The 21,014-nt window shown below is 62.6% G+C and carries 26 protein-coding genes; 10 read left to right on the top strand and 16 right to left on the bottom strand.

Annotated elements, in window-relative coordinates; translation table 11 throughout:
- Positions 1–255 precede the first annotated feature (255 nt).
- The 5 genes from MOV63_RS27285 (at position 256) to MOV63_RS27265 (ending at position 3,607) form a co-directional block, all read left to right on the top strand.
- Complete coding sequence (locus MOV63_RS27285) at positions 256–1,239, top strand: homoserine kinase (RefSeq protein ID WP_247038622.1); 984 nt, start codon at positions 256–258, stop codon at positions 1,237–1,239.
- Entirely contained in the window at positions 1,236–1,676 is a 441-nt protein-coding gene (gene rnhA, locus MOV63_RS27280) for a ribonuclease HI (RefSeq protein WP_046641544.1), read from the top strand. The genes MOV63_RS27285 and rnhA overlap by 4 nt, the downstream gene beginning before the upstream one ends.
- A 24-nt stretch (positions 1,677–1,700) precedes the next feature.
- Entirely contained in the window at positions 1,701–2,429 is a 729-nt protein-coding gene (locus MOV63_RS27275) for a bifunctional 2-polyprenyl-6-hydroxyphenol methylase/3-demethylubiquinol 3-O-methyltransferase UbiG (protein ID WP_247038620.1), read from the top strand.
- Positions 2,426–3,235: an endonuclease/exonuclease/phosphatase family protein gene (locus MOV63_RS27270; protein ID WP_247038618.1), complete on the top strand. Its 810-nt coding sequence runs from the start codon at positions 2,426–2,428 to the stop codon at positions 3,233–3,235. Before MOV63_RS27275 ends, MOV63_RS27270 begins: the two co-directional genes overlap by 4 nt.
- 63 nt (positions 3,236–3,298) lie before the next feature.
- On the top strand, positions 3,299–3,607 hold the full coding sequence (locus MOV63_RS27265; protein ID WP_038540660.1) for a Dabb family protein: 309 nt from the start codon (positions 3,299–3,301) through the stop codon (positions 3,605–3,607).
- Positions 3,608–3,839: 232 nt separating this feature from the next.
- On the opposite strand, the gene MOV63_RS27260 is transcribed toward MOV63_RS27265, so the two are convergent.
- The 6 genes from MOV63_RS27260 to MOV63_RS27240 form a co-directional block, all read right to left on the bottom strand.
- Positions 3,840–4,739, bottom strand: a complete 900-nt coding sequence (locus tag MOV63_RS27260) for a metal ABC transporter substrate-binding protein (RefSeq protein ID WP_247038616.1) — start codon at positions 4,737–4,739, stop codon at positions 3,840–3,842.
- 16 nt (positions 4,740–4,755) lie between these two features.
- Complete coding sequence (locus MOV63_RS27255) at positions 4,756–5,628, bottom strand: metal ABC transporter permease (RefSeq protein ID WP_247038614.1); 873 nt, start codon at positions 5,626–5,628, stop codon at positions 4,756–4,758.
- A complete protein-coding gene (locus MOV63_RS27250) occupies positions 5,625–6,392 on the bottom strand; it encodes a metal ABC transporter ATP-binding protein (RefSeq protein ID WP_247038612.1) in 768 nt (255 codons plus the stop codon). Before MOV63_RS27250 ends, MOV63_RS27255 begins: the two co-directional genes overlap by 4 nt.
- Positions 6,389–6,511, bottom strand: coding sequence for a hypothetical protein (locus MOV63_RS32680; protein ID WP_258718945.1), 123 nt, complete (start codon positions 6,509–6,511; stop codon positions 6,389–6,391). The genes MOV63_RS27250 and MOV63_RS32680 overlap by 4 nt, the downstream gene beginning before the upstream one ends.
- A 163-nt stretch (positions 6,512–6,674) precedes the next feature.
- The gene (locus MOV63_RS27245; protein ID WP_247038610.1) at positions 6,675–7,160 is read right to left on the bottom strand and encodes a peroxiredoxin; all 486 of its coding nucleotides are present in this window, start codon (positions 7,158–7,160) and stop codon (positions 6,675–6,677) included.
- Between the two features lie 146 nt (positions 7,161–7,306).
- Entirely contained in the window at positions 7,307–8,164 is an 858-nt protein-coding gene (locus tag MOV63_RS27240; protein ID WP_247038608.1) for a protein-disulfide reductase DsbD domain-containing protein, read from the bottom strand.
- A 161-nt stretch (positions 8,165–8,325) separates the two neighbouring features.
- Here MOV63_RS27240 and MOV63_RS27235 point away from each other — a divergent pair, with 161 nt between their 5' ends.
- From MOV63_RS27235 to MOV63_RS27225, 3 genes are all read left to right on the top strand, one after another.
- On the top strand, positions 8,326–8,931 hold the full coding sequence (locus MOV63_RS27235) for a YqgE/AlgH family protein (protein WP_247038606.1): 606 nt from the start codon (positions 8,326–8,328) through the stop codon (positions 8,929–8,931).
- Positions 8,932–9,024: 93 nt separating this feature from the next.
- Positions 9,025–9,216 (top strand): CsbD family protein, encoded by a 192-nt coding sequence (locus MOV63_RS27230; RefSeq protein WP_038540680.1) that lies wholly within the window; start codon positions 9,025–9,027, stop codon positions 9,214–9,216.
- 92 nt (positions 9,217–9,308) lie between these two features.
- Positions 9,309–10,376 (top strand): putative zinc-binding metallopeptidase, encoded by a 1,068-nt coding sequence (locus MOV63_RS27225; protein WP_247038604.1) that lies wholly within the window; start codon positions 9,309–9,311, stop codon positions 10,374–10,376.
- Positions 10,377–10,713: 337 nt separating this feature from the next.
- Here the strand turns inward: MOV63_RS27225 and MOV63_RS27220 are convergent, their stop codons facing one another.
- The 9 genes from MOV63_RS27220 to thrC all read right to left on the bottom strand — a co-directional run bounded on the left by MOV63_RS27220 (position 10,714) and on the right by thrC (position 19,176).
- Positions 10,714–11,157 carry a DUF1801 domain-containing protein gene (locus MOV63_RS27220; RefSeq protein ID WP_247038602.1) on the bottom strand — a complete coding sequence of 148 codons (444 nt, stop codon included), beginning with the start codon at positions 11,155–11,157 and terminating at the stop codon, positions 10,714–10,716.
- Positions 11,158–11,178: 21 nt separating this feature from the next.
- Positions 11,179–11,646, bottom strand: coding sequence for a DUF1801 domain-containing protein (locus tag MOV63_RS27215; protein ID WP_247038600.1), 468 nt, complete (start codon positions 11,644–11,646; stop codon positions 11,179–11,181).
- A gap of 11 nt (positions 11,647–11,657) precedes the next feature.
- On the bottom strand, positions 11,658–11,873 hold the full coding sequence (locus MOV63_RS27210; protein ID WP_247038598.1) for a hypothetical protein: 216 nt from the start codon (positions 11,871–11,873) through the stop codon (positions 11,658–11,660).
- A 71-nt stretch (positions 11,874–11,944) separates the two neighbouring features.
- Positions 11,945–12,376: an SRPBCC domain-containing protein gene (locus tag MOV63_RS27205; protein ID WP_247038596.1), complete on the bottom strand. Its 432-nt coding sequence runs from the start codon at positions 12,374–12,376 to the stop codon at positions 11,945–11,947.
- On the bottom strand, positions 12,373–12,696 hold the full coding sequence (locus tag MOV63_RS27200; RefSeq protein ID WP_038584330.1) for a helix-turn-helix transcriptional regulator: 324 nt from the start codon (positions 12,694–12,696) through the stop codon (positions 12,373–12,375). The genes MOV63_RS27205 and MOV63_RS27200 overlap by 4 nt, the downstream gene beginning before the upstream one ends.
- A 193-nt stretch (positions 12,697–12,889) precedes the next feature.
- Entirely contained in the window at positions 12,890–15,760 is a 2,871-nt protein-coding gene (locus MOV63_RS27195) for an EAL domain-containing protein (RefSeq protein ID WP_247038626.1), read from the bottom strand.
- A 38-nt stretch (positions 15,761–15,798) separates the two neighbouring features.
- A complete protein-coding gene (locus tag MOV63_RS27190; RefSeq protein WP_038540698.1) occupies positions 15,799–16,410 on the bottom strand; it encodes a GNAT family N-acetyltransferase in 612 nt (203 codons plus the stop codon).
- A gap of 30 nt (positions 16,411–16,440) precedes the next feature.
- Entirely contained in the window at positions 16,441–17,739 is a 1,299-nt protein-coding gene (locus MOV63_RS27185; protein ID WP_247038594.1) for a pitrilysin family protein, read from the bottom strand.
- 33 nt (positions 17,740–17,772) lie between these two features.
- Complete coding sequence (gene thrC, locus MOV63_RS27180; RefSeq protein ID WP_247038592.1) at positions 17,773–19,176, bottom strand: threonine synthase; 1,404 nt, start codon at positions 19,174–19,176, stop codon at positions 17,773–17,775.
- A 126-nt stretch (positions 19,177–19,302) separates the two neighbouring features.
- Between thrC and MOV63_RS27175 the strand changes: the two genes are divergently transcribed.
- Positions 19,303–19,872 carry a PilZ domain-containing protein gene (locus tag MOV63_RS27175; protein WP_247038624.1) on the top strand — a complete coding sequence of 190 codons (570 nt, stop codon included), beginning with the start codon at positions 19,303–19,305 and terminating at the stop codon, positions 19,870–19,872.
- Between the two features lie 40 nt (positions 19,873–19,912).
- On the opposite strand, the gene MOV63_RS27170 is transcribed toward MOV63_RS27175, so the two are convergent.
- Entirely contained in the window at positions 19,913–20,602 is a 690-nt protein-coding gene (locus tag MOV63_RS27170) for an HAD family hydrolase (RefSeq protein ID WP_037084221.1), read from the bottom strand.
- Positions 20,603–20,750: 148 nt separating this feature from the next.
- Between MOV63_RS27170 and MOV63_RS27165 the strand changes: the two genes are divergently transcribed.
- Positions 20,751–21,014 (top strand): GntR family transcriptional regulator (locus MOV63_RS27165; protein ID WP_247038590.1); only part of this gene is annotated, 264 nt, incomplete at its 3' end.

Below are 21,014 nucleotides of genomic sequence, written 5' to 3'. Positions count from 1 at the left end.
GTCGCCACCATGCGAAAGCTCCTCACAATCCTCAACGCCATCATCCGGGACAATAAACCATGGCAAAGCGCTTGACGCACAAGACAGTCGCTCTGCCCTGCCGGGCATCTCTCCCTCAAGGGGGGAGATCGGCAAGGAGCCGGGGCGGCATCCTCCCAATGATCTCCCCCCTTGAGGGGGAGATGTCACGAAGTGACAGAGGGGGGTGTGCCCTTGAACTGAATACTCTGTTTTCCCACGCACCGTGAGACCACCTTGGCCGTTTATACCGATATCACCGAAGACGACCTGAAGCAGTTCCTGACTGAATACGATGTCGGGGAACTGACCTCTTACAAGGGGATTGCGGAGGGCGTCGAGAATTCGAATTTCCTGCTGCACACGACCCGTGACCCGCTGATCCTGACGCTTTACGAAAAGCGGACGGATGAGCGTGACCTGCCGTTTTTCCTCGGCCTGATGCAGCATCTGGCGGCCGGCGGCCTGTCCTGCCCGCTGCCCTTGCCGCGCAACGACGGAAATCTCTACGGCACCCTGTCCGGCCGGCCCGCCGCGCTGATCTCCTTCCTCGAAGGCATGTGGCTGAGGAAGCCGGAGGCGAAACATTGCCGCGAGGTCGGCAAGGCGCTTGCCCGGATGCACCTCTCCGGCCAGGATTTCAATCTGACGCGCCCGAACTCGCTTTCCGTCGAGGGCTGGAAGACGCTTTGGGAAAAGTCCGCAGCACGCGCCGACGAGGTCGAAACCGGCCTGCAGGACGAGATTTCCTCGGAACTGGATCATCTGGACCGGAACTGGCCGAAGGACTTGGCCGCTGGCGTCATCCATGCGGATCTCTTCCAGGACAATGTCTTCTTCCTGGGCGACGAGCTGTCCGGCCTGATCGACTTCTATTTCGCCTGCAACGACCTGCTCGCCTATGACGTCTCGATCTGCCTGAATGCCTGGTGTTTCGAAAAGGACGGCGCCTACAATCTCACCAAGGGCCAGGCGCTGCTCGAAGGTTACCAGAGTGTCCGTCCGCTTGATAAAGCCGAGATCGAGGCCCTGCCGATCCTCGCCCGCGGTTCGGCGCTGCGCTTCTTCCTGACGAGGCTCTACGACTGGCTGACGACGCCGGCCGGCGCCCTGGTGGTCAAGAAGGATCCGCTCGAATATCTGCGCAAGCTGCGCTTCCACCGCCAAATCACGTCGGCCAGCGAATACGGGCTGACCGAGGAAAGACTGTCCGCATCATGAAGCAGGTAGAGATTTTCACCGACGGCGCCTGCTCCGGCAATCCCGGCCCAGGCGGCTGGGGCGCCATCCTGCGTTATGGCGACACGGAAAAGGAAATGTTCGGCGGCGAGGCCGAGACGACCAACAACCGCATGGAGCTGATGGCGGCGATCACCGCGCTGAACGCGCTGAAGACCCCGTGCGAGGTCAACCTTCACACCGACAGCAAATATGTGATGGACGGCATTTCCAAATGGATCTTCGGCTGGAAGAAGAACGGCTGGAAGACCGCCGACAAGAAGCCGGTGAAGAACGCCGAACTCTGGCAGCAGCTGGAGGAAGCGCGCAACAAGCACAAGGTGACGCTGCACTGGGTGAAGGGCCATGCCGGCCACCCGGAAAACGAACGCGCCGACGAGCTCGCCCGCCTCGGCATGGCGCCGTTCAAGAAGAAGTAGTCGCCCAAGCCGGGGAGGGGATCGATGGCTCAGAACGTCTATGACACGCCGGAATTCTTCGAAGGCTACAGCCAGCTCGGGCGTTCCGTGCACGGTCTTGCTGGCGCCGCTGAATGGCCGGTGATCAGGACGCTGCTGCCTGAGATGACCGGCCTGCGCGTCGTCGATCTCGGCTGCGGTTTCGGCTGGTTCTCGCGATTTGCGGCGGAGGAGGGCGCTGCCTCCGTGCTCGGCCTCGACCTCTCGGAAAACATGATCGCCAAGGCTCGGACGGAAAACGCCCACTCTGCCATCACTTATGAAATCGCCGATCTGGAGCGGGTCGAATTGCCCACGGCAGCCTTCGATCTCGCCTACAGCTCGCTCGCCTTCCATTACCTGGAAGATTTCGGTCGGCTGGTGGCCGAGGTTCATTCCGCCCTCGTGCCGGGCGGAAAATTTGTTTTCACCATCGAACACCCGATCTATATGGCTTCCCAAAATCCCGGCTGGCGGATGGATGACGCGGGCCAGAGATTCTGGCCGGTGGATGGCTATTCGGTCGAGGGTCGGCGCACGACCGATTGGCTCGCCAAGGGCGTCGTCAAATATCACCGCACCATCGGCACGACGCTGAATACGCTGATCGATGGCGGTTTTGCCATCCGCCGTGTCATCGAATGGCATCCCTCGCCGGATCAGATTGCCGCCAATCCGGCACTTGCCGAGGAGATGGACCGCCCGATGATCCTCATGGTCTCCGCTGAGCGATGACCCTGCGCCTGATCTCCCTCAACGCCTGGGGCGGCCGGGTCCATGCGCCGCTGATGCGGTATCTGAGCGATGCGGATCCGGACGTGCTTTGCCTGCAGGAAGTCACCCATGTCGCGTCATATGACGGCGGCTGGCTGACCTTTCGCGAAGGCAATTTTGAGCTGCCTCAGCGTGCCAGCCTGCTGGAGGACGTGACGGAGATCTTGCCCGGGCACCGGGCGTTTTTCGCCCCTGCCGCGCGTGGCCCCCTTTACGACGGCGATCGCCAGGTGATGTCCGAATGGGGGCTAGCCACCTTTGTCCGGCAGGACCTGTCGGTGATCGGCCAGGCGCAGGGTTTCATCCACGGCGACTTCCCGCTTTCCGGCTTCGGCGACCATCCGCGTCCCCGCAACGCCCATGGCTTGCGGATTTTTCGCCATGATACCGGCTCGGCGATGACCATCGTTCAGATGCACGGCCTGCGGGATCTCTCAGGCAAGGACGATACGCCGGCCCGATTGGCCCAGGCGCATGCCCTCGTCGCACTGATCGAGAAGGTCCGGCAGCCGGGTGAACCGCTTGTCGTCTGCGGCGATTTCAATCTGCTGCCCGGCAGCGAGACCTTCGCCATTCTCGAAAAACTCGGCCTCACCGATCTCGTCACCACCCGCGGCTTCACCGACACCCGCACATCCTGGTATCCGAAGGATGGGCGATATGCGGACTATCTGCTGGTGACCCCGGATGTGAAGGTCGGGAATTTCGATGTGGTCGAGGAGCCGGAAGTTTCCGACCATCGTGCGCTTCTTCTGGAAATCGCCTGAGCCGCTGTTGCGCTCGCAGCATCAGTCACTATTCTGCCGCAGACAACTCGGGGAGGTCGGTCCATGATCCTGCATTGCGTATTCATCCGCTTCAAGGCGGCCATCCAGCAGGCCGAAAAACAGTCGATCTATGACGCTGTTGCCGCGCTCAAGAACGTCACGCCCGGCATCCTCGACGTGAAATTCGGCCAGAACGTCTCGCCGGAAGGCCTGAACGGCGGCTTTCTCGACGGTTTCATCGTGACCTTCGAGAACCCCGAGGCGCGCGACGCCTATCTCGTCCATCCGGACCACATAGCTGTCGGCGATCGGATCATCGGTTCCGCCGACGGCGGTCTGTCGGGACTTCTGGTTTTCGATATGGCTGTGTGAGACAGATAGCTCGCGGCGTTCTGCCTGCTAACGTTGGATGTTGAACGGTGCCGCCGTCCCGTACTCCCTCATTCCTGTGCTCGTCACAGGAATCCAGTCAGCCCAAGTCCTTGGGCTGGAGAGAATCAACCGCGCCGCAGACGCGGCGCTGCTGGATCCCTGTGACGAGCACAGGGATGAGGGTTGAGATGGGGACATGCCGCTGGACAAACGGCCCGCTCAGCCAGGCGCGTCAGCTCGACTTCGCCATCGCCGCGGCGATCTGGTCGACATTGTAGCGGAACATCTTTTCATAGGTCGGCGCCGGCCCCTTGGCATCCGAGAGCGATTCGACATAAAGCTCGCCGCCCGGCTGGGCCGCCGTCGCCTTGGCGATCTGCTTCACCAGCCGCGGATCGTTGGAATTTTCGAGGAAATAGGTTTTCACCCCTTCGGCCTTGATCTGCTCGATCAGCTTGGCGACGTCGGCGGCCGAGGCTTCGGTCTCGGTCGAGAGGCCGAGCGGCGCCAGGAAGCTGACATTATATTCGCGGCCGAAATAACCGAAGGCATCGTGGCTGGTCAGCACCTTGCGGCGGTCGGCCGGCACCGCGTCGAACTTGGAATGCGCATAGGCATTCATCGCGTCGAGCTTCTGGAGATAGGCTTCGGCATTCGCCTTGAAGGCGCCCGCATCGGCCGGATCCGCCTGCGACAGCGCTTTTTCGATATTGGCGACCCAGACCTTGACGTTGACCGGGCTGTTCCAGACATGCGGATCGGTGACCGTCTTGCCGTCTTCGTCCATGGTGCGGGTGTTCACCCCTTCAGACACCACGACCGGCTTGCCCTTGTAGCCCGAGGCGGTAATCAGCCGGTCCATCCAGCCTTCCAGGCCTTCGCCGCTGACGAAGGCCACCTGCGCCGCCTTGAGGTTCCGGGCGTCCGTCGGCGATGGCTCGAATTCATGCGGATCGCCGTTCGGGCCGACGAGGTTCGTCACCTTCACGTGTTTGCCGCCCACCTGGGAGACAACATCGCCGAGCACCGTGAAGGAGGCGACGACTTTCAGCGTGTCCGCGAAGGCAGGCACTGCGGAAAAGGCCATGAGGGCGGGAACGGCGGCGGAGAGAAGCAGTCTGCGGGATATCATCGAAGTCTCCTTGAAGTCAGCCTGCGAGATGCGGGCGGGGAAAGAGCCGCCGGGCAAGGCCGGACGGTGCGAAGAGGATGGAAAAGCCGTAGATCACCGCTGCGGTCATGATGATCGTCGGGCCGGAGGCGAGTTCGAGATGATAGGACGCGATCAATCCGACATAACCGGAGACAGCGGCCGCGGCGGCGGCGAGCGCCATCATCGCGCTCAGGCTGCGGGCCCAAAGCTGCGCGATCGCCGACGGCAGCATCATCAGCCCGACCGCCATCAGCGTGCCGAGCGCCTGAAAGCTCGCGACCATGTTGAGCACGACGAGCAGCAGGAACAGCGCGTGATAGACCGGGCCGCGGCCGCCAACGGTTCGCAGGAAGCCCGGATCGAAACATTCCGCCACCAGCGGCCGGTAGACCAGGGCAAGGACGACCAGCGTCACCGATGTGATCGAGCCGATGAGGACGAGCGCGGGGCCGTCGATGGCGAGAATGGTGCCGAACAGCACGTGCAGAAGATCGACGTTGGAGCCGCGCAGCGAGACGATCAGCACGCCCAAGGCCAACGAAGTCAGGTAAAAGCTCGCAAAGCTGGCGTCTTCCTGCAGCACCGTGGCGCGGCTGACCACGCCGGAAAGCAGCGCCACGGAAAGCCCCGCCACAAGTCCGCCGATCCCCATCGCCGTCAGCGACAGCGAACCGGCGACCAAGTAGCCGATTGCCGCACCCGGCAGCACCGCATGGCTCATTGCATCGCCCATCAGGCTCATGCGCCGCAGCATCAGGAAGACGCCGATCGGCCCGGAGCCGAGCGCCAGGCAGAGGCAGGCGACCAGCGCCCGGCGCATGAAGCCGTAATCGGCAAACGGCGCGATCAGCAGATCGTAGGTGCTCATGCGACAACCCCGTTGGTCGAAGCGCCGCCGACCGGCGGCTCACAGCTCCCGGCGCCGTCGTCCCAACGCTCGGCCATCATCCGCGCCTTCAGAAGATTGCCGGCCGACATCACCTCCGCCGTCGGCCCCCAGGCGATGCACTCGCGGGCGAGCAGCAGGGTCTCGGGAAAATGGGTTCGCACCTGTTCGAGGTCATGCAGCACGGCGATCACCGTGCGGCCTTCGCCATGCCAGTGCGCGACGATGTCGAGCAGGTCCTGGGTGGTGCGCGCGTCGATCGCCGTAAAAGGTTCGTCGAGCAGGATGACTTTGGCATCCTGAAGCAGGAGGCGCGCAAACAACACCCGCTGGAACTGCCCGGCCGAAAGCGAGCCGATCGGCCGCCGGTCAAAACCGCTAAGGCCGACGGCCGCGAGTGCCGCCGCCGCCTGGGTGTATTCCTTCGGTCCGTTCGCCTTGAACGCCCCCGTATGCCGCCAGGCGCCGAGCAGCACCGTATCGAGGACGGAGATTGGAAAACGCCGGTTGATATCCGCCGCTTGCGGCAGATAGCCGAAATCGCTGCGCGCAAGCTGATGCCGCAGTCGCCCTTCCGCCGGCCTCAACTCGCCCATGATCGCTTTCATCAGCGTCGATTTGCCGGCGCCGTTCGGCCCGGCAATCGCAGTCAGGCTACCGACCCGGAAGAAACCCGATACGTGATGAACGGCGGGATGACGGTCGTAGGTGACCGTGAGATTGTCGAGCGTGAGGAGGACGCTCACGGCAGCATCACCGCCCACTCGATCGCCAGCCAGAGCAGGCCGAGCAGCAGCGCGACATAAACGAGGCGGCCGAGACTAGAACTACCGATAAGGCTGAAGGAGGGAGAAAATCGTGCCACTGCAGCTGCCATTTATGTAATAACATTACAGTTATGTTATAACAAATATGGCAGAAAGATGGCGGAGGAGGAAGCGCGTCCCGTGGACATGGCCCATCCTCGCACTATCGAAAACAAAAAGGACGCCTGCAGGCGTCCTCTCAAACGAAATACAAATCCGTGCTCAGAGCTGTTCCAGCATCGCCGCGGCGCCGGAAACGGTGGCCTGACCGGGGCTTTCCTCGACGTTGAGCGACTTCACGACGCCATCCTCGACCAGCATCGAATAACGCTTGGAGCGCACGCCGAGGCCGCCGGCGGAAAGGTCGGCCTCAAGGCCGAGTACCTTGGTGAATGCGCCGTCCCAGTCGGCCAGGAAGTGGATCTTGCCGAGACCGCCCGTCTGGGTCGCCCAGGCGCCCATCACGTGCCAGTCGTTGACCGAGAGAACGGCGATGTCGTCCACGCCCTTGGAAAGGATCGTATCGCGGTTTTCCAGATATCCCGGCAGGTGGTTCAGCGTACAGGTGGGCGTGAAGGCGCCGGGCACGGCGAAAAGCACGACCTTCTTGCCGTCGAAAAGCTGTTCGGTGGTGATCTCCACCGGGCCGTCCGCGGTCTTTTCCTTGAACTTGGCTGGGGGAAGTTTGTCGCCGATGGCAATCGTCATGGGGCTCTCCTCGGTTGGGCGAGCGCCTGTTTCAGGCCCGCCATTCGCGGCGCACTATAGAGCGGAGTTGGCACAAGACAAGGGAGAGGGGCGCACGCAACAGGGTCTCCAGCGGCAGGTCCGATCAACAGGAGGTGACGGTGACGTCACTCGAAGGCGAGCGAGGTTTCCATGGCCCGGTTTCCGGCGATCACGAGAATGCCCCAGTGTTTGCCCCTGATGTCGTAATTCTTCGGCAGCTTGCCGACCGGCATGTCGAGCGCGTAGGCGTCGCCGTCGCGCCGGCCGTTGACGCCGTCGAAGAGCACGTGGCCCTGCGGACCGGTGACGATCACCTGCGGCGGCACCACGCTGCCGGGCGGCAGCTTCAGCTTCAGGCTCAAATTGTCGCGCCCTTGCGTCATCGCATAATGGGTGACGGCGAAATCGTCCGATGGGGCTTCCGGGAGTTTTGAAGTCGCGGCATTGAGGATCATCGCCTCTTCGACCGGCGTGCCTTTGACGGCCCCGAGCTGCAGCGAGAATTCCGCCTGAAAGGGAATGCAGATATTGCGGCAAAGACCGACAAAGGCGGAGGCGCCGAGGCTCAGGGGCTTGCCGGGATCTTCCATCTTCAGCTCGAAGGGCAGGGCGACCGCATGGTCGTAGCCTATGTCGCGCAGTTTGCCATTGTCGATCCGCTTCGGCACGGGATAACTCATGCTGCTCAGCGTCACGCCGCTTGCCTTGGAAAACACCATCTGCGGCGGAATGCCGGCATCGCCCGGCTCCTTCCAATAGGTGATCCAGCCGGCTTTCGGTTCGATCTGCAGCGCGCCGCGCACCGTGCCGTCGGGCTCCGGCGGCATCGCCACGATCCGCATGCGGCCGCCCTCGTTGCTCGCCCACGGCGTGGTCTCGGCGCGGCTCATCGAGGCAATGCCCAGGACAGCGGCCACGGTGATGCAGGCGGCGACCAAGGTCGGCGCGCGGGACGGCATGCTGCTCGGCGAAATTCTCTTCATCGACCAAGCGTTTAACCGATTGGCCTTGTTTGAACCAGTCACGACGCCACGCAAGTCGATCATTTTCAGTTGATTGATCGGTCGGACTGCCCCATCTTGATGGAATTGCAATCGACGCTTTCCTGTCCGTTGGCCGGGCCGGAAGGCAGGCTGGAGGCATCATGTCTTTCTCGACCCTCGGGGACAAGAGCGAACGGGGCTTCCTGGACGGACAGTTCCTGATTGCCATGCCAAGCATGCAGGACGGCAATTTCACTCGTGCCGTGGTTTATATATGTGCCCATTCGCCGGCCGGCGCGATGGGTTTCATCATCAATCGCGCCCAGCAGATTTCGTTCACGGACGTTCTCCTCCACCTGAAGATCATGGATCAGGCCGATGCGATCATGCTGCCGGTGCAGACCCGCGATTTCCCGATCCTCTCGGGTGGTCCGGTCGAGAGCGGCCGCGGCTTCGTGCTGCATTCGGACGACTTTGTCAGCGAATCCTCCATTCCCGTCAGTGACGACATCTCGCTGACCGCCACGCTCGATATCATCCGCGCCATCTGCGACGGGCGGGGACCGGCGCGCGCCACGATGCTGCTCGGTTATGCCGGCTGGGGCGCCGGCCAGCTGGAACTCGAGATCGCCAATAACGGCTGGCTGAATTGCCCCGCCAGCGACGAACTGATCTTCGACCGGGCGCTGGAAGGCAAATACGAACGCGCCCTGGCGCTCCTCGGCGTCAGCCCGGAAATGCTCTCCAGCGAAGCCGGCCACGCCTGATCGTTCAATTTGAAAAGATTTGCGGAACGAAGCCTCCGGCCCGGAGTTGTTTTCCCCGCAGGACGATGGACGTCCTCGTGAAGGAGAAGCATGATGGGCAGCACCAGTGACAAGATGGCCGGCAAGGCCAATGAAATGGCAGGCAAGGCCAAGCAGGCGGCCGGCGACATGACCGACAATCCGAAGCTCAAGGCGAAGGGTGCCGGCCAGGAAGCCAAGGGCCGTGCGCAGCAGGCCAAGGGCAAGGTCAAGGATGCCGCAAAGGGCGTTGTCGACCGCATGTAACGGTTACGCTACAAGCTTAGAATGCGAACCTGTTCCGGCTCCGGCCGGAGCAGGTTTTCTGTATCCGCTCCTTTGGAACCGACGGATTTTCCATGCGCCTCTACGACTGCGATCATTGCGGCCAGACCATCCATTTCGACAACCGCTCCTGCGTCAACTGCGGCCATCGGCTGGCTTTCGTTCCGGAGCATCTGGCCATGCATGCGCTGGTGCAGGATGAGGGGCAGGAAACGTGGCATCTCGTCGCCCGGCCGGACTACAAGGTGCGACATTGCGCCAATGCCGCGATGGACATCTGCAACTGGACGGTCAGCGCCGACGATCCGCATCCGTTTTGCCCCGCATGCCGGCATAACCGACTGGTTCCGGATGCCTCGACCGAGGTCGGCCTCAGCCAATGGCGGCGTATCAGCCAGGCGCAGCGGCATCTCTTCTATTCGCTCCTGCGCTGGAACCTGCCGCACACCAATCGCGACGAGGATCCCCAGGGCGGCCTCGTTTTCGATTTCCTGATCGACGAGATTCAGCCGGACGGCACTGTCGTGCCGGCCATGACCGGTCACGAAGACGGGCTGATCGCGATCCGCGCCGCCGAGGCCGACGATGCGACCCGCGAGCAGGTGCGCGTCTCGATGAACGAGCCCTATCGCACGATGCTCGGACATTTTCGCCACGAGACGGGTCATTATGTCTGGGACAAGCTGGTGCGCGACGGCGGCAGGCTGGAGGAATTCCGCGCCATCTTCGGTGACGAGACCGTCGATTATGGCGCGGCGCTGCAGAGAAATTATGAACAGGGCCCGCCGCCCGGCTGGCAGGATTTCTACATCAGCACCTATGCCAGCACCCATCCTTGGGAAGATTTTGCCGAGTGCTTCGCCCACTACCTGCATATCGTCGATACGTTGGAGACAGCCCGTGCCTATGGCATGGTGATCGAGCCTCGCGGCCATGCGGAAATGGCGGCGGAAGTGGCCTTCAACCCCTATGCGGCGCGTGATGCGGAGCAGCTTGTCTCCGCCTGGGTGCCGTTCAGCATGGCGCTCAACAGCATCCACCGCTCGATGGGCCAGCCGGATCTCTACCCATTCGTGCTGTCGCAGGCCGTCATGGTGAAATTGGAGTATATTCACCGGCTGATCCATTCCCGGAGGGGGTAAGGAACTCCGCCGGAAAAAAAGAAAACCCGCCTTTCGGTGGATCGAAAGGCGGGGTGTAGTTTGTGGGGCGCATTCAGAGACCCCTGGGAATTAGGGGGCAAGATCACGATTTCGTCAACTCGAAATATGCATTTTCATATTTTTGGGGAGGCTGCACCGTATTGAAACAGCGCTTTTCGCCTCTCATTCCTGACAAACGACGACGTATCTTATTTATTACCCGTTATTATATCTAGTTTTTGTCCCTCGATAGATCCTGAGCGGACCGTCCCGATAGAAGGCTGCGCCGCTGCGGCGTGGGGAATGATCGGGGCCGGTCTAACAGTTAAACCCCCGATCAGGCGCTCTTCGGCTTCTTTTGGGACCGGGCGGAATTCAGTGCCGCGGCGGCGCGAATAAGTGCCTTCAGCGCCTCTTCATCGATCTTGTCACCCTCGTGGAAATCGATGGCGCGCCGGGTATTGCCGTCGAGGCTGGAGTTGAAGAGGCCCGACGGATCCTCCAGCGAAGCCCCTTTGGCAAAGGTCAGTTTCACTGCATTCTTGTAGGTCTCGCCAGTGCAGATGATCCCGCCGAGCTCCCAGACCGGAACCCCTCGCCACTTCCACTCCTCGACCACGCCGGGCTCTGCCTGCTGGATCAGAGACCGGACACGAGCGAGCGTCTCGCCCCGCCAATCGCCAAGCTCGCTGATCCGCGCGTCGATCAGCTGCGCCGGAGAGGCTTGGCTGTCCGTCGAATTGCTTTTCATCGTTTCCATGGTTGCCGTCGCTTCCTTCATACTGTTGCGTTTCGCCCGTCGCTACATTCGTTCGCCGGGCAACTGACTGGCCTGCTTCACCCAATCGGCAAGCTGCGCTTCGTCGAGTTCGTCTCCCTCATGGATATGGACGTAACGCGTCTGCGGCGTCTTGGACGTGCCGGGAGGGACGGGACTGAGCGAGGCGCCGCGGAAGAAGGCCAGCTTGATGTATTTGGCAAAGCAATGGACGCCGAGGAACCACCCGTCGCCCTCGATGCCGTAGAGCGGCGAGTTCCATTTGACCGCCTTGTAGACATTGGGGACGGTGCTGGTGACGAGCGCGTCGAGGCGGCGCCCGACATCGCTTTTCCAGCCCGGCATGGCCGCGATATAGGCCTGCACCGGGGCGTCGCCATAACCCTTGGCGATCTGCGGATTGCCGCCCGAGAGCAGCACCGGCCCCGCACCGACATTACCGGTGGATGCCCTGGCAATATTCACGGGCGTTTTGGACGCTTTGCCGGCCATTCGCTTCCCTCCTATCCACGAACATCTTGCCCACCGCGGCGGACATAAGGCAGCGCAAACAGATATAGGCCGCTGAACAATAGCAGGAAGAGCGGGAGCAGGGGAGAATAGACCACCCACAAGGGCGGTTCCCCGAAGCCCATGGCGACGAAATTGGCGACCACGGTGACCGTGAAGACGATCGACAGCCAGCGGTGGACCTGCCGGGTCAACGAGTTCCAGTTCAACGGTAATACCTCCTCTGAAACGAGCGGCCCTGCCGCCCTGTAAAAAATCCGGCCGTGCCTGTCGCCAGACCTCAGTCGATCCCCGCCAAAACCGTCTCCAGCGCTCCGAGGAATCCCTGCCATCCGTGGCGGGCACCGTTGTAGGCGAGCTTTTGCTCGGGCCGGAAGCCGGACTGCTCCATGCGCAGATGGGTTCCGGTGCGGGTCGGGGTGAGCGTCAGGGTCACCACGCTTTTGAGATCGTAGGCCGCATCGTCATGCGCATGGTCCCAGGTGTAGGAGAGCCTTTTATGAAGCTCCACGGCCAGCACCTCGCAGTCCAGCACGCCGCCCCATTCGCCGCGAAGCTTGAAGCGGTGCCCGACGACCGGCTGGAAATCGTTCTTCATCAGCCATTCCTCGATCAGGTGCTGCTGCGTCAGTGCGCGCCAGACCTTTTCCGCCGGGTGAGGAATATCGCGTTCGACAACGACGGTGCGGGTTTCGGTCGAGGTCTCGTTCATTGGTCCATCCTTTTGAGCAGGTCTTCGAGCTTGTCGAAGCGGTTTTGCCAGAACCCGGCCATCTCGCTTGTCCAGTCTACCAGCGGGGCGAGTGCGCCGAGCTGCGCGCTATAATGCGTCTGGCGGCCTTCATGACGATCGCGCACCAGCCCGGCGCGCTTCAGCAATCCGAGATGTTTCGAGACGACGGGCTGCGAAACCCCGGCCTGCGCCGTGAGCACCCCGACCGTCTTCTCGCCTTCGCGGCACAGCCGTTCGAAGATCGCACGGCGCGTGGGGTCGGCGAGCGTTCTGAAGAGCACATCGTGAGCGTCCGACACTGGATCCATACCTCGTTGGCTATGAATTAACGTATAGCCAGAGAGCTATGGATGAGTCAAGCGGGAACGGAAGGCCTCGAAGCGGTTTCGCCGGACTCGGAGTGGCTGCGTGGATTTCTCATGTCCTGGGGGCTATGCATCCTGTGATGCTATTACCGGTCCGCGAGGGCCGCGGATCCTGGCGCAGTGCGCTTCAGGCCCGCTTGGTCAGCGGAAAGCGCTCTTTCAGAAGCCGCAGCACGGCGTCTGCCGGGGCAGGCGGGCCGAACAGATAGCTCTGGCCGAAATGGCAGCCCATCTTGGCGAGTTCCGCCGCATCCTCGTCGGTCTCCACACCTTCCGCCACCACGGTCATCTCAAGCGCGCGGGCCATGGCGATCACGGAGCGCAGCAGCACGGCCCGCTTTTCCGTTGCGTTGCGGACCAGCGCCTTGTCGAGCTTGATCGTGTCGAAGGGGAACTGCGTGAGGTAGGCAAGCGACGAATAGCCGGTGCCGAAATCGTCGAGCGCCAGGCTGAGGCCGGTCTCCTTGAGCTTGCCGAGCACCAGCCGCGCCTGTTCCGGGTTCTCCATCATCAGCGATTCGGTGAGCTCGAGCTTCAATTGGCCCGGGTTGACCTGCGTCTTCTGCAGCAGCGCCCGCACGTCGTTATAAAGGTCTGCGTTGAGCAGCTGCGCGCTCGACAGGTTGACCGACACGAATACCGGCAGGTCGCCTGTCTGCTGCTGCCAGACCATCAGGTCCGAGGCGGCACGGTCGATTGCGAACAGGCCGAGCGGGCCGATCAGGTCCGACATTTCGGCAATCGGAATGAATTCCGACGGCGGAATGCTGCCGCGCTTGGGATGATCCCAGCGCATCAGCGCTTCGAACCCGGCAATCTCGCCATCCTTCAGGCGGATGATCGGCTGATAGGCAAGAAACAGCTCCTTGCGTTCGATGGCCCGGCGAAGGTCGGTTTCGATCTGCAGCTTGTCGGCACCGGCGGCACGGAATGCCGGGCGGAAGGGCTCGACGCGATTGCCGCCGGCGCGTTTCGCCCGATACATGGCAAGTTCCGCGTCGGCCAGCATGCCCGAAGCGCTTTCCTGCTGGTCGACCCAGGAGGAGAGGCCGATCGAGGCGGTGAGGATGATCTCGCGGTTGGCGAAGTTGATCGGCACCATGATCGCCTTGGAAACCGCATCGGCAAAATCCGCCACCTTGGCGGGATCGCGCTCCGAAACCAGGATCAGTCCGAACTGGTCGCCGGCAAGCCGCGCCAGCGTATCCTGCGGCTTCAGCAGGCGGCGCAGGCGCCGGGTCAGTGCGATCAGGATATTGTCGCCGGCCGCAATCCCGAGTGAGTCGTTGACCTGCTTGTAGCGGTCGATGTCGATCGCCATCACAGTTGGACGTACGGTGTCGCCGCCGGGCGCCAGCGTCAGCACCGATTGCAGCCGGTCGAGGAAGACCTGGCGGTTCGGCAGGCCGGTCAGGTTGTCATGCATCGCATCCTGCAGCAGCCGCTCGACGGAGTTCTTCTGCTCGGTGACGTCGATGATCGTGCCGACGCAGCGGATGATTTCGCCGTTCGAGCCGAGCACCGGCCGGGCGCGGATCTGCAGCCAGTGGAAATGCCCGTCCTCGGCGCGGATGCGGAATTCGTGGTTCAGCCGGCCGCGGCGGTGTTCCAGCAGGACGTCCAGCGTCGCGCGAAAACGGTCGCGGTCATCGGGATGCAGCCGCGGCACCCAGTTGCGTACCGGCCCGTGCATGGCGCCGGAATCGAGCCCGAGGCGGGTCGAGATGTCGGGCGTGGTGACGACCCGGTCGCGGGCCACGTCCCAGTCCCAGACGGTGTCGCCGCTGCCCGTCAGCGCCAGCGATTGCCGTTCGAGGTCGGAGAACAGGCCCTGCTGATAGGCACCGCCGGCAAAGGCATGCTGCATGACGGTGAAGCCGATCAGGAGAACGATGAGGACCAGGCCGCCGCCGAGCGCCGGCTGGATGATGTCGTTGTCGAGCCTGCCGGTCACCGTCAGCCAGCCGCCGAACAGCCAGACGAGGATCAGCGCCCAGGTCGGCACCAGCAGGATCGCCCGGTCGTAGCGGTTGAAGCCGAGATAGATGATCAAAAGGATGCCGACCGTGCCGGTCAACGCGAACGAAAGGCGGGCAATGCCCGACGCGACCGACGGATCGTAGATCGCGACGCCCCCGAGCAGCACCAGGCCGACCACCCAGGCAAGCGTCGCGTAGCCGAGATGCACATGCCAGCGGTTGAGGTTGAGATAGGTGAACAGGAAGATCACGAGCGAGGAGGCGAGCGCCACTTCCGCCGCCGCGCGCCAGATGCGCTGGTCGCCAGACGTGACGGTGATCAGCTTGTCGAGAAAACCGAAGTCGACGCAGATATAGGCAAGCACCGCCCAGGCAAGTGCCGCCGCCGCCGGCAGCATCGAGGTGCCCTTGACGACGAAAAGAATGGTCAGGAACACCGCCAGAAGGCCGGCAATGCCGAGCACGATGCCACGATAGAGGGTGAACGAGTTGACGGTGTCCTTGTAGGCATCCGGCTGCCAAAGATAGATCTGCGGCAGCGAGGGCGTCGCCAGTTCTGCGACGAAGGTGATGGTCGAACCGGGATTCAGCGTGATCCGGAAGACGTCGGCGTCCGGGCTCGGTATCCGGTCGAGCGCAAAACCTTCCGAAGGCGTGATCGAGATGATGCGCTGCGAGCCGAGGTCCGGCCAGAACATTTTCGAATTGGCGAGCCGGAAATGCGGTGCGACGATCACCCGTTCGAGCTGTTCTTCGGAGACGTTGGAAAGTGCGAAAACAGCCCAGTCGCCTTGGTGGCCGGGGGAACTGGCACGCACCTCGATGCGGCGGCGGATGCCGTCCGAGCCGGCGGCCGTCGACACCTGGAAGGCCTCGCCCTGGTTGACGTAGATATCCGTGGTTCTCGTGAGGTCGAGCGCCGTGTCGTCTCGCGAAATCTTGACCGGCTCCGCGGCGCGCGCAGCCGGCGCCGCCGTCAGGAACATGGCGACAGCAAGGAGGGCGATGATCGCCGGCATAAATCGGGTCAACGGCGCAAGACGCAAGAACGAGGCGCTCATGGCTTCAGCATCTTCCCGAACTCACCGTCTTCCGGCAGCCGGGAAAACATCAGGTGGTCGCGCCATTCGCCATTGATTTTGAGATACTTGCGCAAAAGACCTTCCTGCTCGAAACCGGCCTTTTCGAGAAGCCGTACACTCTTCCAGTTCTCCGGAATACAGGCTGCCTCGATCCGGTGCAACTGAAGTCCGCCGTAGATATACGGGATAGCCACCTTCAATGCGGCCAACATATGGCCTTGGCCGGAATGTTTCTCGCCCATCCAGTAGCCGACCATGCAGCTCTGCGCCGCACCGCGGCGGATATAGCCGATGGTCAGGCCGCCGAGCAGCACCTGGTCGTCGCGGCGGAAGAGAAGCAGCGGCACGGCAAGGCCCGAGGCATATTCCTGGCCGCTTCTGACGACCCGCAGGCGGAACGATCCTTCGGTCAGTTCATCCGGCCGCCAGACCGGCTCCCAGGGCTGTAAAAAGGGACGGCTTTCCGAGCGCAGCCGCTGCCACTGCTTGTAGTCGGAATAACGGGGGAGCCGGAGCAGGTGGTTTTCGCCATAAAGCTCTGGTGTGTCCGGCTGTCGCGACAGGAACCGAAACACCGACTTGGTCATGCTAGTGCTGCTCCGGGCAGGGCGGCCGGTTTAACCGGCAGCCTTCTTGGTCTGGATCCCCGGCGTGGCAAGTGCCGTGGTGATGTCGCTCAACGGTGCAAGCTGTTCGATTGGGCCGACCGCCGACAATGTCGGAACTGTATCGAAAAACAGCCGCCCGGCAAGATCGGTGAGCCGCTCCGTCGTGATCCCTTCCAGCCGTTCCATCATTTCCGGGTTCGGGATCGGGCGTCCGTAGAGCATCATCTGGCGAGCGATCTGGCCGGCACGTGCAGCCGGGCTTTCCTGGCCCATCAGCAATTGGGCGCGGATCTGGGCGCGGGCGCGGTCGATTTCTTGGCTGTGAATGGTTTCCGAAGACTTGCGCAGCTCGTCGATGATGACGGGCACCAGCGTCGGCAGCTCGTTGCCGCCGGTCGCCGCGTGGATGCCGAAGATGCCGGTATCGGAAAAACCCCAGTGGAATGCATAGACCGAGTAGCAGAGGCCGCGGTGTTCGCGCACTTCCTGGAACAGGCGCGACGACATGCCGCCGCCGAGGATGTTCGCCAGGATCTGCGAACAGTAGAAGTCACGCATGTGATAGGCCTTGCCCTCGAAACCGAGCAGAACCTGCGCGTCCATCAGGTCGCGTGTTTCGCGCACGTCGCCGCCGATATAGCGGGCGGTTTCGAGCACGGGCGGCGAACTCGGGGTCATCGGCAGGCTGGCGAAGCGCTCTTCCACCTGCTTGGTGAACGTCGCATGATCGACGGCGCCGGCGGCGACCACGAACATCCGGTCCGTCGTGTAATTGCGCGAAAGATAGTTGCGGATCTGCCGCGGGGTGAACCCCTTGACCGTATCCGGCGTGCCGAGGATCGGCCGGCCGATCGTCTGACCGCGATAGGCGACCTCGGAAAACTTGTCGAACACGACGTCATCGGGCGTGTCGTTGGCAGCGCCGATCTCCTGGAGGATGACGTGCTTTTCGCGACGCAGTTCTTCCTCGTCGAAGGCAGATTCCGTCAGGATGTCGGCAAGGATATCGACCGCCAGCGGGACATGGTCCCTGAGCACGCGGGCGTAATAGGAGGTGGTTTCGGTGGATGTCGCGGCGTTGAGCTCGCCGCCGACATTCTCGATTTCCTCGGCGATGTCGCGGGCGCTGCGGCGGGCGGTGCCCTTGAAGGCCATGTGCTCGAGGAGATGGGCGATGCCGTGTTCGTCCTCGGTCTCGTTACGCGATCCGGACTTGATCCAGACACCCAGCGCGACGCTCTCCAGATGCGGCATGGTTTCGGTGACGACCGTCAACCCGGAGGCGAGCCGGGTGATTTCTACATTCATGTTTACGTCTTTCCGGCGCCGCCGATACCTTACTTACTTAGCGCGGGCATGCTCGCCGATGAAAGTTTCGACGGACTTAAGCTCAGGCTCCAAGATATCGAAGCGCTCCTCCCTTTGCATAAGATCAGCAAGCCATGATGGAAGCGCCGGATCAATTCCGCAAGCGGATTTTACCGAGGCCGGGAATTTGGCCGGGTGGGCGGTCGCAAGCGTCACCATCGGGCTCGCCGGCTTTGCGTTCTTTTTCGCGACGAAAACGCCGGTCGCCGTATGCGGGTCAAGCAGGTAACCGGTCTCGGCAAGCGTCTCGCGGATCGTTGCGGCAACCTGCCGCTCCGTCGCCCGTCCGGCGCGGAATTCGCGGCGGATCGCCTTCAGCGCCTCCGGTTTGATCTCGAAGCTGCCGGATTGTTTGAGGCCAGCCATGGCGGCGCGCACCGAGGCGGCGTCGCGGCCATAGGCCTCGAACAGCAGCCGCTCGAAATTGGACGAGATCTGGATGTCCATCGAAGGCGAGGTGGTCGCCTTGACATCGCGCATTTCGTAGCGACCGGTCTTCAGCGTCCGGGCGAGGATGTCGTTGTCATTGGTGGCGATCACCAGCCGGTCGATCGGCAGGCCCATCTTCTTGGCCACATAACCTGCGAAGATATCGCCGAAATTGCCGGTCGGCACGGTGAAGGAGATTTTCCGGTCCGGCCCGCCGAGCGAAACGGCAGCGGTGAAATAATAGACCACCTGCGCCATGATCCGCGCCCAGTTGATCGAATTGACGCCCGAAAGCCTGACCCGGTCGCGGAAGGCGACGTCGTTGAACATCTCCTTGACGATGTTCTGGCAGTCGTCGAAATTGCCCTTCAGCGCCAGCGCATGCACATTGGCGGCTTTCGACGTCGTCATCTGCCGCTGCTGCACGGGCGAGACCTTGCCATGCGGGAAGAGGATGAAGATGTCGGTGCGCTCGCGGCCCGCGAATGCGTCGATCGCCGCGCCGCCGGTATCGCCCGACGTCGCGCCGACGATCGTCGCCCGCTCGCCGCGCTCGGCGAGCACATAATCCATCAGCCGGGCGAGCAGCTGCATCGCAACGTCCTTGAAGGCAAGCGTCGTGCCGTGGAAGAGTTCGAGTACGAAATCGTTCGGCCCCGTCTGCACGAGCGGCACGACGGCCGGATGCCGGAACGTGGCATAAGCCTCGTCGATCATGCCTTTCAGCTTCTCGGCGGGGATTTCGTCGCCGACGAAGTGCTTGAGGATCTCGAAGGCGACCTCCTGATAGGTCTTGCCGCGCAGGCCGCGGATCTCTTTTTTGGAGAGCGAAGGCCATTGGCGTGGCACGTAAAGGCCGCCATCGCGGGCAAGTCCCGCCATCAGCGCATCGCGGAATCCGAGAGGGGCAGCTTCGCCCCGGGTAGAAATGTAGTCCACGACCTTCAATCCCCAATCGATTTTTATTCGCGCCGCTGATATAGACCAGGAAAATGGGCGGTGAAAGACCGGAAAGTGAAGCTCCGGTTCGCTTCGATGTTGCCCGGATATTGGGATGGAAGAGGGTTGAGTACGGTGTTTGCAAAGATTTCGCGTGGTCTTCTGGCGGTGTCGCTCGTAGCGGTTCTCGCAAGCTGCAATTCCTCGGCGCCGACCGAAGGGCTGGCCCCTACCGCTACCGCCGCCCCCGCAGGCCAGGCCGCGACCGCCGTCGTGCAGGCGTTCTGCCCGCCGGTCGTGATGCTGGAACAGACCGCCATTCACCGCGCCTATGCGCGCGGCGGCGAAAACAAGCCGGAAAAACTGCTCTACCAGGCGTCGCTTGCCGACGCGACGCGCCAATGCACCGCCAATGAGACGACGCTGACCATCAACGTCGTCGCGCAAGGGCGCCTCGTCCAGGGCCCGGTCGGCGTTCCCGGCAAGGTCACCCTGCCGATCCTTGTCGAAGTCGTGGACGGCGACAGCGTCATTTATTCGCAGAAGGTGGCTTTCCCGGTCGACATGCCTGCCGGCGGCACCCAGTTCATCTTCAACAAGGCGGATGTGCAGATCCCGAACGCGCAAGGCGGCGCCTCACGCTTCACCCGGGTCCGCCTCGGCTTCGACGCCGGCCCGGCAAAGAAGCCGGTCCGCCAGAAATAATCGAGGCCGGACCTAATCGGGAAAGAACCGATCGGGGCGCTCAGAGCGCCCCGGCCCATTCGCCGAGCGCGGCGATGACCGCAGGCAGATCCATCATTCGCGAGATCACTGTTTCGGCACCCGCATCGGTCAACCGGTCGGCATGGCTCGGATAGGTGTGCGATGCACCAGTAAAGCCGACGACGCGCATGCCGGCGGCCTTGGCACCATGGACGCCATGGGTGGAATCCTCGATCACCAGGCACTTCTCCGGCGAGACTTTGAACTGCTCGGCAGCGTGCAGGAAGATATCCGGCTTCGGCTTCACCCGATCCGGCCCGAGATCCTTGGCCGAATAGATATGCGGCGCGAAATAGGGTTTCAGGCCGACCTTTTCGAGCATCACGTCGAGGCGGTGGGTGCTTGAATTGGAGCAGATGCAGCGCTGCGTCGTCAGCCTTGCCAGCGCGAACTTCACGCCGTCGATGATCTTCACGTCGCGGGCAAGCCGCGCATCGAGCAGCGTCTCGGACTTGTCGAGCAGCGAGGCCGACAGCGGAATGTCGGCTTCCTTCTCCACGGCCAGGAGGATGTTCTTCCAGGTCATGCCAGCGAAGCGCTCGCCCATTTCCTCGACGCTGATCGGATATCCCGCTTCGGTCAGCAGCCTGGATTCCACCTGCGCCGCGATGATTTCTGAATCGACGAGCACGCCGTCGCAATCGAAGATGATGAGGTCGAAGCTGCTCATGGGGAATGCCTTTTATGGGCCTTGCATGGAGGGTGAGGCGGCCTTTTATACGATGGCAGGAAAAACCTCAACCAACTGTCACGCATGGCAGGGACAAGCGGAGCGGGCGGCTCTCGACAAGCGGAAAACGGCGCTCTAAGGAACGCTGATGGGCAAGGAACCGGAAGACACAATCGCCAGCCGCATCAGCCGGGTGCTTGCCGATCGCATCGTGCGAGGCGAACTCGCCCCCGGTGCCCGTCTCCGCCAGGATCACATCGCCGAGGAATTCGAGACCAGCCATGTACCGGTGCGCGAGGCATTCCGCCGGCTGGAAGCGCAGGGCCTGGCGATCAGCGAGCCGCGCCGCGGCGTGCGGGTCGCCTCCTTCGATCTCGCCGAAGTGCGCGAAGTGGCGGATATGCGGGCCGTG

The organism is Neorhizobium sp. SHOUNA12A, assembly GCF_023006505.1.
Classification (GTDB): Bacteria; Pseudomonadota; Alphaproteobacteria; order Rhizobiales; family Rhizobiaceae; genus Neorhizobium.
This window is presented reverse-complemented; position numbering and strand designations above follow the sequence as displayed.

Excerpts from the sequence above, each read along its gene's own strand:
- MOV63_RS27215 (WP_247038600.1), bottom strand. The coding sequence starts at position 11,646 with ATGGCCGGCAAAGCGTCCAAAACGCCCGTGAATATTGCCAGGGCATCC.
- MOV63_RS27205 (WP_247038596.1), bottom strand. The coding sequence starts at position 12,376 with ATGAACGAGACCTCGACCGAAACCCGCACCGTCGTTGTCGAACGCGAT.
- MOV63_RS27265 (WP_038540660.1), top strand. The coding sequence starts at position 3,299 with ATGATCCTGCATTGCGTATTCATCCGCTTCAAGGCGGCCATCCAGCAG.
- MOV63_RS27185 (WP_247038594.1), bottom strand. The coding sequence starts at position 17,739 with ATGAATGTAGAAATCACCCGGCTCGCCTCCGGGTTGACGGTCGTCACC.
- MOV63_RS27275 (WP_247038620.1), top strand. The coding sequence starts at position 1,701 with ATGGCTCAGAACGTCTATGACACGCCGGAATTCTTCGAAGGCTACAGC.
- MOV63_RS27245 (WP_247038610.1), bottom strand. The coding sequence starts at position 7,160 with ATGACGATTGCCATCGGCGACAAACTTCCCCCAGCCAAGTTCAAGGAA.
- MOV63_RS27220 (WP_247038602.1), bottom strand. The coding sequence starts at position 11,157 with ATGAAGGAAGCGACGGCAACCATGGAAACGATGAAAAGCAATTCGACG.
- MOV63_RS27270 (WP_247038618.1), top strand. The coding sequence starts at position 2,426 with ATGACCCTGCGCCTGATCTCCCTCAACGCCTGGGGCGGCCGGGTCCAT.
- MOV63_RS27235 (WP_247038606.1), top strand. The coding sequence starts at position 8,326 with ATGTCTTTCTCGACCCTCGGGGACAAGAGCGAACGGGGCTTCCTGGAC.
- MOV63_RS27260 (WP_247038616.1), bottom strand. The coding sequence starts at position 4,739 with ATGATATCCCGCAGACTGCTTCTCTCCGCCGCCGTTCCCGCCCTCATG.
- MOV63_RS27170 (WP_037084221.1), bottom strand. The coding sequence starts at position 20,602 with ATGAGCAGCTTCGACCTCATCATCTTCGATTGCGACGGCGTGCTCGTC.
- MOV63_RS27240 (WP_247038608.1), bottom strand. The coding sequence starts at position 8,164 with ATGAAGAGAATTTCGCCGAGCAGCATGCCGTCCCGCGCGCCGACCTTG.
- MOV63_RS27225 (WP_247038604.1), top strand. The coding sequence starts at position 9,309 with ATGCGCCTCTACGACTGCGATCATTGCGGCCAGACCATCCATTTCGAC.
- rnhA (WP_046641544.1), top strand. The coding sequence starts at position 1,236 with ATGAAGCAGGTAGAGATTTTCACCGACGGCGCCTGCTCCGGCAATCCC.
- MOV63_RS27230 (WP_038540680.1), top strand. The coding sequence starts at position 9,025 with ATGGGCAGCACCAGTGACAAGATGGCCGGCAAGGCCAATGAAATGGCA.
- MOV63_RS27190 (WP_038540698.1), bottom strand. The coding sequence starts at position 16,410 with ATGACCAAGTCGGTGTTTCGGTTCCTGTCGCGACAGCCGGACACACCA.
- MOV63_RS27255 (WP_247038614.1), bottom strand. The coding sequence starts at position 5,628 with ATGAGCACCTACGATCTGCTGATCGCGCCGTTTGCCGATTACGGCTTC.
- MOV63_RS27195 (WP_247038626.1), bottom strand. The coding sequence starts at position 15,760 with ATGCCGGCGATCATCGCCCTCCTTGCTGTCGCCATGTTCCTGACGGCG.